Here is a 17,988-nt window from a genome sequence, read left to right as displayed (position 1 = left end):
CTGGCGAGAGCATTGCCAAGTCGTGGGCTGGGATGGGGCTGGGTTGGGAGGACGAAGCGCCCTATATCAGACAAGTCGACGCGGCTTTTGCACAAACGCGCAGCATCACTCTCATGTGTGACACCGAGCACACCGGGCAGGTAAAGACTGCATCAAATAGTTTGTGATACGGTTCACGAGAACCCCCCGGATAGAGCCGAAGGGCCGTGGTGCGACGGTCCATTGGTGTGAGGTCCCCCCTCGGCCCGGGACTACGCTCGTCCATGACGACACCCTGCCCCCTGCGAAAGCGGAGTTGCCGCCATGCCGTCCAATGACGTCCGGATCCTGGCCCAGGCTGCCGTGCCCACGGCTGCCGTCGGCGCTGTCGCCGCCGTCGTCAGTGGTGTCGTCGCCGGCGGCAAGGGGGCGACCGGAGCGGTCGTCGGAACGCTGGTCGTGATCCTCTTCATGGGACTCGGCCTCTACGTCCTGCAGCGCACTGCCAAATCGCTTCCGCACCTCTTCCAGGCCATGGGCCTGATGCTCTACGCGGCACAGATCCTGCTGCTGTTCATCTTCATGGCCGCGTTCAAGAACACGACGCTGTTCCACCCGAGGGCCTTCGCGTTCACGCTGCTCGCCACGACCCTGGTGTGGATCGCCGCCCAGACGCGGGCCCACATGAAGGCCAAGACCCTCTACGTCGAACCCGACTCCAGCGCCTCTCCGACGGGCGACAAGCCCGAAAAGACGGGGCACTCGTCGTGAGGGGTAGGGCCGGAATAAAGACGCATGAGAGATCCTGCTATCGTCCGGTGCCAACTGCGGCATCGCGGGCGCGGGCATCTGAGCTGACGCCTGCTCAATCGCGAGGCTTGATGCCCCACAGCCGCCCCCACATCCGTAACACCAGTCCCGTGCCGAACTGCGGCTGCTCGCCGCGCCGACACAACGAGGTTGCCGTACCTATGCGCCACGCTGAAGGAGCCCGCGGTGAGTGCTGACCCGACGCAGGTGCTCGCCTTCGACACCAACTGCCACCTCTTCGACGGGTGTGGCTTCACCGAAGTGTCCCCGGGCCTGCACTCGTTCCTGTTCCAGCCCCTGTTGGGTGATGGGGACAGCAACCTGTACTTCAACAAGACGATGCTGCTGGCGCTGCTCGGCTCGGTCATCATCGTCGGCTTCTTCTGGACCGCGTTCCGCCGGCCGCAGGTCGTCCCCGGCAAGCTCCAGATGGTCGCCGAGGCAGGCTACGACTTCATCCGGCGCGGTGTGGTCTACGAGACGATCGGCAAGAAGGAGGGCGAGAAGTACGTCCCGCTCGTCGTCTCGCTGTTCTTCTTCGTCTGGATGATGAACCTCTGGTCGATCATCCCGATCGCCCAGTTCCCGGTCACGGGGATCATCTCCTACCCGCTGGTCCTGGCCCTGATCGTCTACGTCACGTGGGTCTCGCTGACCTTCAAGCGGCAGGGGTTCGTCGGCTTCTGGAAGAACGTCACCGGCTACGACAAGACGCTCGGCCCGGTGCTGCCGCTGTCGATGACGATCGAGCTGTTCTCGAACCTGCTGATCCGCCCGTTCACGCACGCCGTGCGACTGTTCGCGAACATGTTCGCCGGGCACACCCTGCTGCTGCTGTTCACGATCGCCAGCTGGTACATGCTCAACGGGATCGGCATCGCCTACGCGGGTGTCTCGTTCGTCATGGTCATCGTGATGACCGCCTTCGAGCTGTTCATCCAGGCCCTGCAGGCGTACGTGTTCGTCCTGCTGACGTGCACCTACATTCAGGGCGCCATGGCCGAGCACCACTGAGCCACCGCCCCTGAAGACCCCCACAAGTCGTCCGGTGGCCAACCCCCACCGGTCCGTAAAGAGAAGGAAGAACTGGCATGTCTACCCTTGCCGCTGTCACCGGCTCGCTCGGCTCCATCGGTTACGGCCTCGCTGCCATCGGCCCCGGCGTCGGCGTCGGCATCATCTTCGGTAACGGCACCCAGGCCCTGGCCCGTCAGCCCGAGGCCGCCGGCCTGATCCGTGCCAACCAGATCCTCGGCTTCGCCTTCTGTGAGGCGCTTGCCCTGATCGGTCTGGTCATGCCCTTCGTCTACGGCTACAACTAAATCGCCCTCGGACCAGCCGACTAGACGAAAGGCACACACATGAGCCCGCTGCTCACGATCGCGGCGACCGGGGAGGCAGAAAACCCCCTGGTCCCGCCGATCCCCGAGCTCGTCATCGGCCTGATCGCCTTCGTCATCGTCTTCGGCTTCCTCGCCAAGAAGCTGCTCCCGAACATCAACAAGGTTCTGGAAGAGCGCCGCGAGGCCATCGAGGGCGGTATCGAGAAGGCCGAGGCCGCTCAGACCGAGGCCCAGAGCGTTCTGGAGCAGTACAAGGCCCAGCTCGCCGAGGCCCGGCACGAGGCCGCGCGTCTGCGCCAGGAGGCGCAGGAGCAGGGTGCCGCGCTCATCGCCGAGATGCGCGCGGAAGGCCAGCGGCAGCGTGAAGAGATCATCGCTGCCGGTCACTCGCAGATCGAGGCCGACCGCAAGGCCGCCGCGTCCTCGCTGCGGCAGGACGTCGGCAAGCTCGCCACGGAGCTGGCCGGCAAGCTCGTCGGCGAGTCCCTTGAGGACCACGCCCGGCAGAGCCGCGTGATCGACCGCTTCCTCGACGAACTCGACGAGAAGGCGACGAAGGCCGAGGCCACGCGATGACTGCCCACGGAGCGAGCCGCGAGGCCCTGGCAGCCGCCCGTGAGCGTGTCGACGCGCTGACCGACTCCACGTCCGTGGACGCGGGACGGCTCGCCGACGAGCTGGCCGCCGTCACCGCGCTGCTCGACCGCGAGGTCAGCTTGCGTCGGGTCCTGACCGACCCGGCGCAGGCCGGTGAGGCCAAGGCCGAGCTGGTCCAGCGCCTGCTCGCCGGCCAGGTCGGCGGCGAGGCGACCGACCTGCTGTCCGGCATGGTGCGCTCCCGCTGGTCGCAGTCCCGCGACCTGGTGGACGCGCTGGAGGAGCTGGCGAACATCGCCGACTTCACCGCCGCGCAGCGGTCGGGCACGCTCGACGACGTCGAGGACGAGCTGTTCCGGTTCGCCCGGATCGTCTCCTCCAGCATCGGGCTGCGCGCCGCGCTGACCGACCGCAAGGCCACCACCTCGGCCAAGAGCGAGCTGCTGCGCAGTCTGCTCGGCGGCAGGGCGGCCGTGGTGACCGAGCGTCTTGTGACGCGTCTTGTGACCGCGCCGCGGGGACGTAGCCTGGAAGCGGGACTGGAGTCGTTGTCGAGGCTCGCCGCCGAGCGCCGGGACCGGACGGTCGCCGTCGTCACCTCGGCGGTGCCGCTGAGCGACCCGCAGAAGCAGCGCCTGGGCGCCGCCCTCGCCAAGCTCTACGGGCGCAGGATGCACCTCAACCTCGACGTGGACCCCGAGGTCGTCGGCGGGATCCGGGTGCGGGTCGGTGACGAGCTCATCAACGGCTCCATCGCGGACCGCATCGAGGACGCCGGCCGCCGAATGGCGAGCTGACGACCACGGTCAGCCGCGGCAACTGAACACGCAAGTCGTACTTACGGCCCTGGTTGGGCCGTGCAGAGGATTCACCTCCTTTGGGGGGAGTCCCCCAACCCCCCAAGTGAAACTTCGGGCCCAACAAGGAGAGCAGGGAACCCAGATGGCGGAGCTCACGATCCGGCCGGAGGAGATCCGGGACGCGCTGGAGAACTTCGTCCAGGCGTACAAGCCGGACGCGGCCTCGCGCGAGGAGGTCGGTACGGTCACCTTTGCCGGCGACGGTATCGCGAAGGTCGAAGGCCTGCCCTCGACCATGGCCAACGAGTTGCTGAAGTTCGAGGACGGCACCCTCGGCCTCGCCCTCAACCTCGAGGAGCGGGAGATCGGTGCCATCATCCTCGGCGAGTTCAGCGGCATCGAGGAGGGCCAGCCGGTGCAGCGCACCGGTGAGGTCCTGTCCGTCCCCGTCGGCGAGGGCTACCTCGGCCGCGTGGTCGACCCCCTCGGCACCCCGATCGACGGCCTCGGCGAGATCGAGACCGACAGCCGTCGCGCCCTCGAGCTGCAGGCTCCGGGCGTCATGGCCCGTAAGTCGGTGCACGAGCCGATGGAGACGGGCTACAAGGCCGTCGACACCATGACCCCGATCGGCCGCGGACAGCGCCAGCTGATCATCGGCGACCGCCAGACCGGCAAGACCGCGCTGGCCGTCGACACGATCATCAACCAGCGCGACAACTGGCGCTCCGGCGACCCGAACAAGCAGGTCCGCTGCATCTACGTCGCCATCGGCCAGAAGGGCTCCACCATCGCGTCGGTCCGCCGCGCGCTGGAGGAGAACGGCGCCCTGGAGTACACGACCATCGTCGCCTCCCCGGCGTCCGACCCGGCCGGCTTCAAGTACCTCGCGCCGTACACCGGCTCGGCCATCGGCCAGCAGTGGATGTACCAGGGCAAGCACGTCCTGATCATCTTCGACGACCTGTCCAAGCAGGCCGACGCCTACCGCGCCGTCTCCCTGCTGCTGCGCCGCCCGCCGGGCCGTGAGGCCTACCCGGGTGACGTCTTCTACCTGCACTCCCGGCTGCTGGAGCGCTGCGCCAAGCTCTCCGACGACATGGGTGCCGGCTCGATGACCGGTCTGCCGATCGTCGAGACCAAGGCCAACGACGTCTCGGCGTTCATCCCGACCAACGTCATCTCCATCACCGACGGCCAGTGCTTCCTGGAGTCCGACCTGTTCAACGCCGGTCAGCGTCCGGCCCTGAACGTCGGTATCTCCGTCTCCCGAGTCGGTGGCTCCGCTCAGCACAAGGCGATCCGCCAGGTCTCCGGCCGCCTGCGTGTGGACCTCGCCCAGTTCCGTGAGCTGGAGGCGTTCGCCGCCTTCGGGTCCGACCTGGACGCCGCGTCCAAGGCGCAGCTGGAGCGCGGTCAGCGCATGGTCGAGCTGCTGAAGCAGGACCAGTACTCGCCGATGGCCACCGAGGACCAGGTCGTCTCCATCTGGGCCGGTACCACCGGCCGCATGGACGACGTGCCGGTCGTGGACATCCGCCGCTTCGAGCGGGAGCTCCTTGAGTACATGCACCGCAAGGAGCAGGGCCTCATGACCTCCATCCGCGAGGGCGGCAAGATGTCCGACGACACGATCCAGGCCATGTCCGACGCCGTCGTGGAGTTCAAGAAGCAGTTCGAGACGGCCGACGGCAAGCTGCTCGGCGAGGACGCCCCGGCCGCCGCCGGCAAGTGACGACGGAAGGGACCTGACTCATGGGAGCCCAGCTCCGGGTCTACAAGCGTCGCATCAAAACCGTCTCGGCGACCAAGAAGATCACCAAGGCGATGGAGATGATCGCCGCCTCGCGCGTCGTCAAGGCGCAGCGCAAGGTGGCGGCCTCCACGCCGTACGCGACCGAGCTCACCCGCGCGGTCACGGCGGTCGCCACCGGCTCGAACACCAAGCATCCGCTGACCACGGAGGCCGAGAACCCGACCCGCGCCGCGGTGCTGCTCCTGACGAGCGACCGTGGTCTGGCCGGGGCCTTCAACGCCAACGCGATCAAGACGGCGGAGCAGCTCACCGAGCGGCTCGAGCGCGAGGGCAAGGAGGTCGACATCTACATCGTCGGCCGCCGTGGTGTGGCCCACTACAACTTCCGCGAGCGCAAGATCGCGCAGTCGTTCACGGGCTTCACCGACGACCCTGCGTACGCGGACGCCAAGAAGGTCGCGGCGCCGCTGATCGAGGCGATCGAGACGGAGACGGCGGACGGCGGCGTGGACGAACTCCACATCGTCTACACCGAGTTCGTGTCGATGATGACGCAGACGGCGGTCGATACCCGGCTGCTGCCGCTGCGTCTCGACGAGGTCGCGGCCGAGGCGGCGCCCAAGGGCGAGATCCTGCCGCTGTTCGACTTCGAGCCGTCGGCGGAGGACGTCCTCGACGCACTGCTGCCGCGGTACGTGGAGAGCCGTATCTACAACGCGCTGCTCCAGTCGGCCGCTTCGAAGCACGCTGCCACGCGGCGCGCGATGAAGTCGGCCACGGACAACGCCGGTGAGCTCATCGACACGCTCACCCGGCTTGCCAACCAGGCCCGCCAGGCCGAAATCACCCAGGAAATCAGCGAGATCGTCGGTGGCGCCAGTGCTCTGGCCGACGCGACCGCGGGGAGTGACTACTAAATGACCACCACTGTTGAGACCGCGACGGCTACGGGCCGCGTCGCCCGGGTCATCGGCCCGGTCGTCGACGTGGAGTTCCCCGTCGACGCGATGCCGGACATGTACAACGCCCTCCACGTCGAGGTCGACGACCCGGCGAACGCCGGCGAGAAGAAGACCCTGACCCTGGAAGTCGCCCAGCACCTGGGCGAGGGCCTGGTCCGCACGATCTCCATGCAGCCCACCGACGGTCTGGTCCGCCAGGCCACGGTGACCGACACGGGCGCGGGCATCAGCGTCCCGGTCGGCGACTTCACCAAGGGCAAGGTGTTCAACACCCTCGGCGAGGTGCTGAACGTCGACGAGTCCTACGACGGCGAGCGCTGGTCCATCCACCGCAAGGCCCCGGACTTCGACCAGCTCGAGTCCAAGACCGAGATGTTCGAGACCGGTCTGAAGGTCGTCGACCTGCTCACCCCGTACGTCAAGGGCGGCAAGATCGGCCTGTTCGGCGGCGCCGGCGTCGGCAAGACCGTGCTGATCCAGGAAATGATCATGCGTGTCGCCAACCTCCACGAGGGCGTCTCCGTCTTCGCGGGCGTCGGCGAGCGCACCCGTGAGGGCAACGACCTCATCGCGGAGATGGAGGAGTCCGGCGTTCTCGACAAGACCGCGCTGGTCTTCGGTCAGATGGACGAGCCCCCGGGCACCCGTCTGCGCGTCGCCCTGGCCGGTCTGACCATGGCGGAGTACTTCCGCGATGTGCAGAAGCAGGACGTGCTGTTCTTCATCGACAACATCTTCCGCTTCACCCAGGCCGGTTCCGAGGTGTCGACCCTGCTCGGCCGTATGCCCTCCGCGGTGGGCTACCAGCCGAACCTGGCCGACGAGATGGGCACCCTGCAGGAGCGCATCACCTCGACCCGCGGTCACTCGATCACCTCGATGCAGGCGATCTACGTCCCCGCCGACGACCTGACCGACCCGGCCCCGGCCACCACCTTCGCCCACCTCGACGCGACGACGGTGCTCTCCCGTCCGATCTCCGAGAAGGGCATCTACCCGGCCGTGGACCCGCTGGACTCCACGTCCCGGATCCTGGACCCGCGCTACATCTCGCAGGACCACTACCACGCGGCCATGCGCGTGAAGAGCATCCTGCAGAAGTACAAGGACCTCCAGGACATCATCGCGATCCTCGGTATCGACGAGCTCAGCGAGGAGGACAAGCTGGTCGTCCAGCGTGCCCGCCGCGTGGAGCGCTTCCTGTCCCAGAACACCCACGCCGCCAAGCAGTTCACCGGCGTGGACGGTTCGGACGTGCCGCTGGACGAGTCGATCGCCGCGTTCAACGCGATCTGCGACGGTGAGTACGACCACTTCCCGGAGCAGGCGTTCTTCATGTGCGGTGGTCTCGAGGACCTGAAGAAGAACGCGAAGGAACTGGGCGTCTCCTGACCCGGTGTTCTCGAGCAGGGGGCGGGCGCGTCCCGCCCCCTCACTCACGCCTACTAGACTTGTAACCAACACCCGGCAGAACCGCCGGGTGGTGACCTGAGGAGCCACCCTTGGCTGCTGAGCTGCACGTCGCGCTGGTCGCCGCCGACCGTGAGGTCTGGTCGGGCCAGGCCACTCTGGTCGTCGCGCGCACCACGTCCGGCGACATCGGCGTCATGCCCGGTCACCAGCCGCTGCTCGGTGTGCTGGAGTCGGGCCCCGTGACCATCCGTACGAGTGACGGTGGAACGGTCGTCGCCGCGGTGCACGGCGGTTTCATCTCGTTCGCGGACGACAAGCTGTCCCTGCTGGCCGAGATCGCCGAGCTGTCGGACGAGATCGACGTCCAGCGCGCGGAGCGGGAGCTGGAGCTCGCGAAGGCGGAGGGCGACGCCACGGCCGAGCGCCGTGCGGACGTTCGACTGCGGGCGGCGACCGCCACGCGCTGACCGTGGGTGCGCCTCCCAGGCCTTAGGCTCTGGGAGCGTGCGATGACGTCACTCAGCCGCGGCTGGGACCGGAGCGATCCGGACCCAGCCGCGGCTGAGGCAGATGTGGGAGTCTTTTCCGTTCCGTTACCTAGGAGACGAGGAGGTCGGTGCCGATGGTCCTCGCTCTGACTGTGTGCGGAATTGTCGTCGCCCTCGTGGTGGTGGGACTGTTCGTCTTCGGTCTGCGCCGCAGGCTCATCCAGCGCTCCGGCGGCACGTTCGACTGCAGTCTGCGCTGGGACGCCCCGGAGAAGGGTGACGCCGGCGGCAAGGGCTGGGCCTACGGGGTGGCCCGTTACAACGGCGACCGCGTCGAATGGTTCCGCGTCTTCTCGTACTCGCCCCGCCCGCGCCGCGTCCTGGAGCGCTCCGCGATCGAGGTGGCCGGCCGTCGCGTCCCCGACGGTGAGGAGGAGCTGGCGCTGCTGTCCGACCATGTGGTCCTCGCCTGTCTGCACAGGGGCACGCGGCTGGAACTCGCCATGAGCGAGGACGCACTGACCGGTTTCCTCGCGTGGCTGGAAGCGGCCCCGCCCGGTCAGCGCGTGAACGTGGCGTAACGCTGTGATCGGGGAGGGCATCACCGAGCCTCATGCCCCTCATGGTGCGGCGAGGACAGGAAGGTCTGGACCATCGGCCAATAGGTCTGGACCAGTGCCGTGACTGACCCGCTCAGATCCCCAACTCTTGTGCCAGTACGGCGGCTTGGACCCGGCTGCGCAACTCCAGCTTCCCCAGCAGACGGCTGACGTGCGTCTTCACCGTCGCCTCGGCCATGTCGAGGCGGGCGGCGATACCGGCGTTGGACAGGCCCTCGCCGAGACAGGACAGCACCTCGCGCTCGCGCCGGGTGAGCCGGTCCAGGACGGCAGGGTCGGCGGTGGGCTCGCGCGCGGGCTTCGCCGCGAACTCGGCGATGAGCCGGCGCGTGACGGCCGGGGCGATCAGGCCCTCGCCGCGCGCCACGGTGCGGACGGCCTGCAGCAGGTCGTTCGCGTCGGTGTTCTTCAGCAGGAAACCGGCGGCGCCCGCGCGCAGACCGAACACGTACGCGTCGAGGTCGAACGTGGTCAGCACGAGCACGTCGGCGAGCTGCTCCCCGACGACCTGCCGGGTCGCCGACACCCCGTCGAGGCACGGCATCTGAACGTCCATCAGCACGGTGATCACGCCGATCAGCAACGCCTCCGGCTCGCGGATCACAGCGGAACGGCACCACCGTGGCGGTCACGGTGAGCAGCCCGGTGATCCACGGCAGGCGGCGGGTCGTGGCGGGCGGGCCGTACAGCGCGGCCGCGTACATGAGGTCCGTGAACATCAGGACCGTCGCCAGATTGCCCTGCGTGAGGGTGTCCAGGGCCAGCCAGGCCGTGCCGCACAGCAGTGCCGTGCGCGGAAGGGCGCGGCGCAGCACCTCGCAGCCGGCGGTCAGGACGAGCGGCAGCAGCACCGGCCAGCGGCCCGGCCACAGCACGTACGGCTCGGTGTGCGGGCGGGTGGCCAGACCCGTGCCCCACAGCACGAGCCCGCCGAGCAGGCCGGCGAGGCCGACGTACACGTCGAAGCGGTGCGGGCGGGGGAGCACGGATGCCATGTCCTCACTTCAGCATGACCGTCTTGAGAGAGCGCTCGGGAACGAGGATCAAGGTCTGGGTGCTGCTGGCCGCGGGGCTGGCCTTCCGCTACCTGCTCGGGATGCCCCGCACCGGCCTCGCCCTGCTGCTGTGCGAGCCGCTGCTGGAGGTCGTGCTGCTGGTCGTCACCGCGGTGGATCTGAAGAACGGCGCCGACCCGAGCTGGAAGCACGGTCTGGCCGCGCTGTACATCGGCTACACCGTCGGCCACGGCCACCGGACGGTGAAGTGGCTCGACGGCCACGCCGCGCACCGCCTCGCGGGGGCCCGCCGCCGCGGACGCCCCCGCGTCACGGCATGGCCCGGGCCCGGCACGAGGGCAAGGTGTGGCTGGGCACGGTGACGGCCGCCGCCGTGGCGAGCGGCCTGCTGCTGATCGCGATGTGGTACGTCGACGACCCGAGCCGCACCGGCTCCCTCCAGAGCTGGATGTACGCCGCCTGGCGCGCGGCCGGCATCCACGGCCTGATCGCCCTGAGCTATGCGATCTGGCCGAAGAAGGCGCCGGAGGGGGAGAAGACTCCGGAGACGACCCTCACGAGGTGAGCCCCCAGGGACGGGACTCCACGGCGCGAGCCCGGCCAGCGCCCCCCTCAGCGTTCGCCGCCGGGGACCCACAGGACGTCGCCCACCCCCCTGTTGGCCGAGCGCGCCAGGATGAACAGCAGGTCGGACAGCCGGTTGAGGTAGGTCGCGGTGAGGGGGTTCATCGTCTCGCCGTGGGCCTCCAGTGCGGCCCACGTCGAGCGTTCGGCGCGGCGCACGACCGTGCAGGCCTGGTGGAGGAGGGCCGCGCCCGGAGTTCCTCCCGGCAGGATGAACGAGCGGAGCTTCTCCAGGCCCTCCAGGAAGCGGTCGCAGTCCGCCTCCAGCTTGTCGATGTAGAACTGCTCGACCCGCAGCGGCGGGAACTCCGGGTTCTCCACCACCGGCGTCGACAGGTCCGCGCCCACATCGAACAGGTCGTTCTGGACGCGGGTGAGAACCTTGACGATCTCCTCGTCCAGGTTGCCCAACGCGATCGCCGTGCCGATCACGGCGTTGGCCTCGTTGGCATCGGCGTATGCGGCGATCCGCAGGTCGGTCTTGGGGACCCGGCTCATGTCGCCGAGGGCGGTGGTGCCCCGGTCGCCGGTCCTGGTGTAGATGCGCGTCAGGTTGACCATACGGCCAGCCTAATTACGCTCCGGCCGTCCGGAACACGCGTGTGCCCGCGATCACGGCCGGCGCGGCGAAGTCGGCGGAGCGGCATGAGGTCGGACAGGACGTCCAGCCGGCCCGGTCCCGGCCCCGTCACCCGATGGCGATGCGCGGGTGGGCGCCCGGCTGGAGCCAGGACATGATGAGGCGCCCCCCTCACCGTGCATCGAGTTGTATTTCGGGCGAATCGCCCTCGACTCAGCCCCGCTGCCCGCCGTCCCCGGCGGGCAGCGTGCCGGAGCACGTGGCCCGGCCGAACGTCCCCGTGGCGGTGGCGCTCTGCACGTGTCGGCCGCGGATGGCGAGGGTGCAGCGCGCGGTGCCGCCGCGTTCGTCGAGGACGATGCTGATGACGGGGTTCTGGCCGAGGGGGATGTCGACGGTTTTGCGCCAGGGCAGCTCGGCGGCGTCGACGGTGACGGCCTTTCCGGACTCGCTGTCGCCCTGGTAGGTGAGGTCGGCGGCGCCTTCGCCGATCACTTCGTAGGTGACGGCGGCGGTGGGGGTGCGGTGGCGTGACGCACCGCGGTCGTCATCGGTGCCGCTGTCGAGGACGCCGTACAGGACCAGGCCGCCGCACGCCGCCAGCATCGCGCCGGCGACGAGGAGGGCGGAGCGGTCGGGGCGCCGCGAAGGCGGCAGGCCGGCGGGGTCGGCTGTTTCCTCAGGGGGCGACATCTCGGAAGTCCTGGGTGTTTCCGCGGCCTCGGATTCGTCCGGGACGCTGGGTGTTTCCGCGGCAGTCTCCTCGCCCGTCTTCTCCACGCCCGTCTTCTCCTCGCCCATGAAATTCCTCTTTGATCGGACGGCCCAAAAGCGCGGGACCGTAAAACGAAGACTCGTGATCCGCGCACTCTGAGCCCGGAACCGCGGAACCGGCCCCTTATACACGACTCCGAACGACGGCCGCCAGCGTACGGACAAATCGGATGCCGATATCTGCGTATCGATGAATTGTCGGACATCGGACGTCACTTGACGTGCCGTCATCCGGCCGACTAGAACCGCGGCGCCGCTGCTTGTGACGTCCCGTACCAACAGGTGGAACGGGGCGTCGGCGGCATGTTTGGCCCGCAACGCAAGAGGAAAGGTTTGGCGTGAGACCCAGATTGGGCAGGCTCATAGCATGCCTTGCGGCAGCCGCGGTGACGAGTACCGCGCTGCCTCAGGTCGCTTATGCCGCGTCCGCCTCTGATGGTGACGGCGAGGGAATCGTCGACACGGTCAAGGGCTGGTTCGCGGATGACGACGAGAAGGATACGGACAAGCCGCCGTCGCATGACGGGTTGGGGATAGCCGACCGGCAGAAACTTCCCAAGGGCAAGGCGGCTGAAAAGCCGAAGCGTGTCGCGGAACTGACAAATAGGCGTACGGCGAACGCACGTTACTGGAAGCTTTCGGACGGCCGTGTGCAGGCCGAGGTGTCGGCGGTGCCGACGGCGTACCGGGCGGGGAAGTCGTGGAAGGACGTCGACCCGACGCTCACTCCGGCCAGGGCGAAGGGCTTCGATTTCGCCAACACCACCAATGTCGCCCGTAGCTGGTTCGGTTCGGACGCGAGCAGGCTGCTGCGGTTCGAGGCCGGGGACGGGCATGCGGTGACCGTGGGGCTTCAGGGTGCGGGCAGGCTCGTTCCGGTGGCCAAGGGCGACACCGTGACGTACAGGGACGCGGTGACGGGCGCGGATCTGTCGTATCAGGTGGGTCCGGGGCGGGTGAAGGAGAACATCGTTCTGGCCGAACGCCCGGCTGGGCCGGTGTCGTTCACGTTCACGCTGGATCCGGATGGGCTCACGCCGAAGGCGGGCAAGGACGGCTCGGTCCGCTTCTACGGTGAGGGTGCGGATCCGGTGCTGGTGATCCCGGCGCCGTTCATGACGGATGCGAAGAAGGACGCGCAGTCGCCGTACGGCACCCGCTACAGCACCGCTGTCGAGCAGAAGCTCACCCGGGCAGGCAGGGGCTGGAAGCTGACGGTCACCCCTGATGAGAAGTGGCTGGCGGCGAAGGAGCGGCAGTATCCGGTCACGGTCGATCCGACGATCGCGATCGCGCCGACGCCGTCCACGGCCCAGGATGTGATGATCTCCTCGGACGGTCCGGCGTCGAACTACGACGCCAACTGGCGGCTGTCGGTCGGCAACACCAGCACCGGTGCGGCCCGGGCGCTGCTGAGGTTCCCGTTGAGCGGTCTCCCGGCGGGGGCGCAGCTGGACTCGGCCGACCTCAAAATGTACTACGACCAGGTACACACCACAAACAACGATGAGGTGCGGCTTCAGGCGCACCGGGCCACCGGGGCGTGGGACGAGTCGACGGCGACGTGGGACAGCGCGAACGCGATCACGGGTGAGCTGTCGGGCACGTCGGTCGTGGTCGACGACGGTGACTCGGGCACCACGGCCGCGGTGGGGTCCTGGCCGGCCTCGGGTTCATCGCTGACGCAGTACGCGGTCGGGCAGGACTACCACTACAACAAGGACTCGGTGTCCGGGGACACCTACACCTGGCAGCCGAGCCTTCCGGAGGACGGCACCTACCAGGTCGAGGCGCATTACGTGCCGGAGTTCGACCGGGCCACCGCGGCGCCGTACACGGTCACTCATGACGGCGGGTCGACGACGTACACGGTCGACCAGAGTGCCGGCAGCGGCGGCGAGTGGAAGACGCTGGGCTCTCACCCGTTCAAGGCGGGCACGCTCGGCAAGGTCGTGCTGGGTGACGGTCCCGCCTCGACGAGCACTGCGGTGATCGCGGATGCGGTCCGGTTCACCAAGGGCGGTGTGGTCACCAAGAAGCCGGGTGAGCTGAACACCTGGCACTCGTTCCCGGTGACGAAGACCGTGCAGTCGTGGATCGACGGCACGTACGCCAACCACGGGTTCGTGGTCAAGGCCGGTGACGAGAGCGCCGATGGTCCCAAGGGTGGCCCGCGCTACGAGGCCAGTGAGTACGCCTACGACGGGGAGACGGCCAACTACCCGCGGCTGGTGCTGACCTTCGGCCGTCAGGGTGCGGATCTCGCGCCCCCGACGACGATCCACGACACGGGCGCGGAGCTGAAGTGGTCCGCCTACCAGGACCCGGACCCGGCCGCCACGGGCGACGACATCGTCGAGTACCAGGTCCACCGCAGCGTGTTCCAGGCGTTCACTCCGTCGGCCGCCACGCTCGTCGCGCCGGTCGAGCCCGCCACGACGGCGTTCACGGACACCACGGCGGTCCCGACCAGGGCGGACGATCCGGATCCGTTCGGGCGAGCGTACTACTACATGGTCGCCGTCAAGACGAAGGACGGGCAGGTCATCGGTGCGCCGACGCAGCTGGTGCGGCTGCCGAAGGCCGGCCGGACCACAAGGGTGCTGACAGCCTCGCAGGACACCACTCTGTCCTCGACGCAGTCCACGACCGCGCTCGACACCTTCGACGACGGCGGCCCGAAGCACTGGGTCGTCGTCGGCAACAACTCACCGACGTACGGCGATACGCGCACCTTGCTGAAGTTCCCGGATCTCGGTATCCCCGACACGGCGCGGGTGCTGGATGCGACGGTGCGGTTGTGGGGTACGCAGACCGTCAAGTCGGTGTCCGGCGCGCTCTACGAGTTGCGGCCGCTGACGCGTGACTTCGACGAGGCCACCGCCACCTGGGTGAAGGCGGACGCGACCACCAACTGGGCGAGTGCGGGTGGCGACTTCGGCGCTTCGGTGGCCGACACCGGGGAGATGACCAACGATCCGGCTCGTCACGATTGGAGCGTCACCTCGCTCGCGCAGTCCTGGGTGTCCACTCCGTCCTCGCAGAAGGGCGTGGCCATCAAGATGGCCGACGAGGCCGCCTCGCAGGAGCGGACCTTGTTCCTGTCCTCGGAGGGTGCCGAGCAGCGGCTCCACCCGAAGATCGTGGTCACCTATATCGACTCCACGACGGAGTCGACGTACTACGCGCCGAAGACACCGTCGCGGATGACGCCGAACACCACCTACACGGTGGACTTCACGGTCACCAACACCACGTCCTCGGCGTGGGCCGCGGGTGAGCGGGAGCTGTCCTACACCTGGAAGCTGCCCGACGGCACGGATGTGACCACCGGCGGCAACCAGCTGGCCACCGCCGTCCCGCCCCTGGCGCCGGGCGATTCGGCGACGATCCAGGCGCAGGTGAAGACGCCGATCAACTCCGACTCCGGCAACAAGCGCACCGAGTATGTGCTGGGCTGGGACGTCCGCAAGGTCTCCGACGGCAGCTGGCTGTCGGCGGGCACCGGCGGGATCCCGGCGCTGAAGCAGAACGTCGCGGTGGAGGACCCGACCTCCAACCAGCTGGGTCTGGAGAAGTTCTACTCCTACACCGGCAAGAACACCGGCGCCGGCTCGACCGTGATGAACAACACCGCGGCGGGCAACAGCGTCTGGTCGTACAACGCGATCAACAACCCGGGCCGCGGACTGAACACCTTCTTCCGCGTCGCCTACAACTCCCTCGACACCTCGGACACCGTCCTCGGCCACGGCTGGTCGGCCCAGGCGGCGGGCCCGCTGCGCCTGGGCGCGCCGCTGGACTTCCATCCCAACCCGAACCCGACCGAGGTCAAGCTCCCGGACGGGGACGGCACCACACATGTCTTCCGCTGGGACGACACTGCGGGTGAGTGGAAGGCCCCGGCGGGAGTCCACTTCAGGCTGGAGGCCAAGCCGGGGTCGGACTGCACCCCGGCCAAGGATGCGATCCCCGACGCCTGGACGCTCATGCGCCCGGACGGCACGCGCTTCCTCTTCGGCTGTGACGGCTATCTGACGTCGGTCGTCGACAACGACGGCAACACGCAGACGTTCACGTACGAGGAGCGCAAGTCCAACAACAAGCCGGTCAAGTTCCTGCGCTACATCACGGATCCGGCCGGCCGTCAGTCCCTGACCGTCGACTACTACAAGAAGGGCGACGCGTCGTACGACTACATCGACGACACGGGCGCCAAGGCCAGCGGCACCAACCTGACCAACTCCAAGATCTACGACCACATCAAGTCCGTCACGGACATCTCCGGTCGCGAGATCACTTTCTACTACACGACCAAGGGCCTGATGGGCCGCATGGTCGACGGCGAGGACTCGTCCCAGCCGAAGGTCTTCAAGTTCACCTACGACGCCACCCAGGGCAACAAGAACGTCAAGCTGGTCACCGCCACCGACCCGCGCGGCAACGGCACCGACCTGGCGTACTACGCCCCGCAGACGGGTGACGATCCCAAGTACCACTGGTGGACCAAGACCATCACCGACCGCCGAGGCGGCACCACGGACTTCGCGTACGGGGCCAACGCCACGAACACGAAGTTCACCGACACCACGGTCACCGATGCCGAGAACCATGCGACGAAGTACGTCACCGACGACTTCGCCCGCCCGGTGCAGCTCACCAACGCCAAGTCGCAGACCACCAAGCTGGCCTGGGACGCGGACAACAACGTCACGTACCTGGAGGAGAACAACGGCGCCAGGGCCGCCTTCTGCTACGACCAGAAGACCGGCTACCCGCTGCGCCAGTGGGATCCGGAGACCACCAAGTCGTGGACGGTCTTCAACCCGACCGACTACTGCGACCCGGCCTCCTACCCGTCGGGTGCCACGGCGTTCGAGTACCAGACCCGCGCGGACGGCTACTCGGCGAACTTGTTCCACAAGACGTCCCCGCTGGGCAACACCTGGCAGTTCGGGTACGACGACTTCGGCAACCCGACGTCGGTCACCGACCCGGAAGGCGTCGCGACGACGTCGGTACCGGACGACTACATGTCGACGACCACGTACGACGTGTACGGCCAGCCGCTGACGGAGACCGACGCAGGCGGCCACACCACGAAGTACGACCAGTACGGTCCGACCGGTTACCCGGAGAAGATCACCGACGCGAAGACCAACACGACCACGTTCGTCTACGACGAGCGCGGCAACACCCTTCAGGTCGTCAACGCCAAGAAGGACGCAGCCGGCCAGGGCGCCAAGGTCACCCAGAGCTACGACTACTTCGGCCGCCCGCTGGAGCAGAAGTCGCCGAAGGACCAGGCCGCCGGTGTCTTCATCACCACTCCGGCCCCGGTGTACGACGCCAACAACAACATCCTGACGGCGTACGCCCCGAACGGCGCCGAGACCTCCTCGGTGTACGACGCGGCCGACCAGGTCACCGACTCGTTGGCCCCGGTGGACCAGGCGGGAGACCCGGAGCGCCGCACGAGGACCACGTACGACAAGGTCGGCAACGTCCTGACCGTCACCGAGCCCAAGGGCAACCTGACGGCGACGGCGGGCGACTACACGACCACGTACTCGTACGACGAAATCTATCAGCCGGTCTCGGTGGTCAACGCCAGGGGCGACAAGGTCACCAGTGAGTACGACAACGTCGGCAACCTGGTCACCGTCATCGACCCGAAGAAGAACGCGACCGCGGACACGACGGACTTCACCACGAAGTACGCGTACGACCTGAACCACCGGGTCGTGAAGACGACCGACGCCGCGGGCAAGTTCACATCCGTCCACTACGACCTCGATGGCCGCGTCGACCAGGCGACGGACGCCGAGAACAACACCACCGAGTACACCTTCGACCGGCGCGGTCTGACCAAGCAGGTCAAGGTCCCTTACTCCAAGGACGCCTCGGGTGTCATCACCCACCGGACGACCCGGTACGAGTACGACAAGGTCGGCAACCGGACCAAGGTGATCAGCCCGCGGGGCGTCGCGACCACGGACGACACCACCGACTACACGACGGAGACGATCTATGACGAGCTGAACCGGGTCAAGGAGCAGCTCACGGCGTTCGACAAGGACGACACGCGCTACTCCGCGCCCGACCGGACGTACTACTTCTACGACGAGGTGGGCCAGCTCAAGCAGGTCTCGGCCCCGCCGTCGCAGGGCCAGAGCGTCCGCAACGTCACGTCGTACGAGTACTACGACAACGGCTGGGTGAAGTC

13 protein-coding genes and 3 pseudogenes are annotated in these 17,988 nt (G+C 67.9%); 12 read left to right on the top strand and 4 right to left on the bottom strand.

Annotated features, from left to right (window positions below; genetic code table 11):
- The first annotated feature begins 303 nt into the window (after positions 1 to 303).
- The 10 genes from H8R17_RS30850 to H8R17_RS30805 all read left to right on the top strand — a co-directional run bounded on the left by H8R17_RS30850 (position 304) and on the right by H8R17_RS30805 (position 8,729).
- A complete protein-coding gene (locus H8R17_RS30850; protein ID WP_187826501.1) occupies positions 304 to 750 on the top strand; it encodes a hypothetical protein in 447 nt (148 codons plus the stop codon).
- 225 nt (positions 751 to 975) lie between these two features.
- The gene (gene atpB / locus H8R17_RS30845; protein ID WP_187826500.1) at positions 976 to 1,803 is read left to right on the top strand and encodes a F0F1 ATP synthase subunit A; all 828 of its coding nucleotides are present in this window, start codon (positions 976 to 978) and stop codon (positions 1,801 to 1,803) included.
- Positions 1,804 to 1,880: 77 nt separating this feature from the next.
- On the top strand, positions 1,881 to 2,111 hold the full coding sequence (gene atpE, locus H8R17_RS30840; RefSeq protein ID WP_187826499.1) for an ATP synthase F0 subunit C: 231 nt from the start codon (positions 1,881 to 1,883) through the stop codon (positions 2,109 to 2,111).
- Positions 2,112 to 2,150: 39 nt separating this feature from the next.
- The gene (locus tag H8R17_RS30835; protein ID WP_187826498.1) at positions 2,151 to 2,708 is read left to right on the top strand and encodes a F0F1 ATP synthase subunit B; all 558 of its coding nucleotides are present in this window, start codon (positions 2,151 to 2,153) and stop codon (positions 2,706 to 2,708) included.
- Complete coding sequence (locus H8R17_RS30830; RefSeq protein WP_187826497.1) at positions 2,705 to 3,526, top strand: F0F1 ATP synthase subunit delta; 822 nt, start codon at positions 2,705 to 2,707, stop codon at positions 3,524 to 3,526. Before H8R17_RS30835 ends, H8R17_RS30830 begins: the two co-directional genes overlap by 4 nt.
- 145 nt (positions 3,527 to 3,671) lie before the next feature.
- On the top strand, positions 3,672 to 5,264 hold the full coding sequence (gene atpA / locus H8R17_RS30825) for a F0F1 ATP synthase subunit alpha (protein WP_187826496.1): 1,593 nt from the start codon (positions 3,672 to 3,674) through the stop codon (positions 5,262 to 5,264).
- Positions 5,265 to 5,284: 20 nt separating this feature from the next.
- On the top strand, positions 5,285 to 6,202 hold the full coding sequence (locus H8R17_RS30820; protein WP_187826495.1) for a F0F1 ATP synthase subunit gamma: 918 nt from the start codon (positions 5,285 to 5,287) through the stop codon (positions 6,200 to 6,202).
- Complete coding sequence (gene atpD, locus H8R17_RS30815) at positions 6,203 to 7,639, top strand: F0F1 ATP synthase subunit beta (RefSeq protein ID WP_187826494.1); 1,437 nt, start codon at positions 6,203 to 6,205, stop codon at positions 7,637 to 7,639.
- A 110-nt stretch (positions 7,640 to 7,749) separates the two neighbouring features.
- On the top strand, positions 7,750 to 8,127 hold the full coding sequence (locus H8R17_RS30810) for a F0F1 ATP synthase subunit epsilon (RefSeq protein WP_187826493.1): 378 nt from the start codon (positions 7,750 to 7,752) through the stop codon (positions 8,125 to 8,127).
- A gap of 155 nt (positions 8,128 to 8,282) precedes the next feature.
- A complete protein-coding gene (locus H8R17_RS30805; RefSeq protein ID WP_187826492.1) occupies positions 8,283 to 8,729 on the top strand; it encodes a DUF2550 domain-containing protein in 447 nt (148 codons plus the stop codon).
- 112 nt (positions 8,730 to 8,841) lie between these two features.
- On the opposite strand, the pseudogene H8R17_RS30800 reads toward H8R17_RS30805, so the two are convergent.
- Together H8R17_RS30800 and H8R17_RS30795 are read right to left on the bottom strand one after the other, a co-directional pair.
- A pseudogene (locus tag H8R17_RS30800) lies at positions 8,842 to 9,330 on the bottom strand (LuxR C-terminal-related transcriptional regulator); the annotation flags it as partial.
- Between the two features lie 3 nt (positions 9,331 to 9,333).
- Positions 9,334 to 9,763, bottom strand: a pseudogene (locus tag H8R17_RS30795) (two-component sensor histidine kinase); the annotation flags it as partial.
- A gap of 14 nt (positions 9,764 to 9,777) precedes the next feature.
- Between H8R17_RS30795 and H8R17_RS30790 the strand changes: the two are divergent.
- Positions 9,778 to 10,349, top strand: a pseudogene (locus tag H8R17_RS30790) (hypothetical protein).
- Positions 10,350 to 10,396: 47 nt separating this feature from the next.
- On the opposite strand, the gene H8R17_RS30785 reads toward H8R17_RS30790, so the two are convergent.
- Positions 10,397 to 10,969 (bottom strand): cob(I)yrinic acid a,c-diamide adenosyltransferase, encoded by a 573-nt coding sequence (locus tag H8R17_RS30785; protein ID WP_187826491.1) that lies wholly within the window; start codon positions 10,967 to 10,969, stop codon positions 10,397 to 10,399.
- A gap of 232 nt (positions 10,970 to 11,201) precedes the next feature.
- Positions 11,202 to 11,789, bottom strand: a complete 588-nt coding sequence (locus H8R17_RS47555) for a hypothetical protein (RefSeq protein ID WP_262505629.1) — start codon at positions 11,787 to 11,789, stop codon at positions 11,202 to 11,204.
- 359 nt (positions 11,790 to 12,148) lie between these two features.
- Between H8R17_RS47555 and H8R17_RS30775 the strand changes: the two genes are divergently transcribed.
- On the top strand, positions 12,149 to 17,988 hold a 5,840-nt coding region (locus tag H8R17_RS30775; RefSeq protein WP_316959574.1), incomplete at its 3' end, for a DNRLRE domain-containing protein.

Source organism: Streptomyces sp. TRM68367 (genome assembly GCF_014495685.1).
Taxonomy (GTDB): Bacteria; Actinomycetota; Actinomycetes; order Streptomycetales; family Streptomycetaceae; genus Streptomyces.
This window is presented reverse-complemented; position numbering and strand designations above follow the sequence as displayed.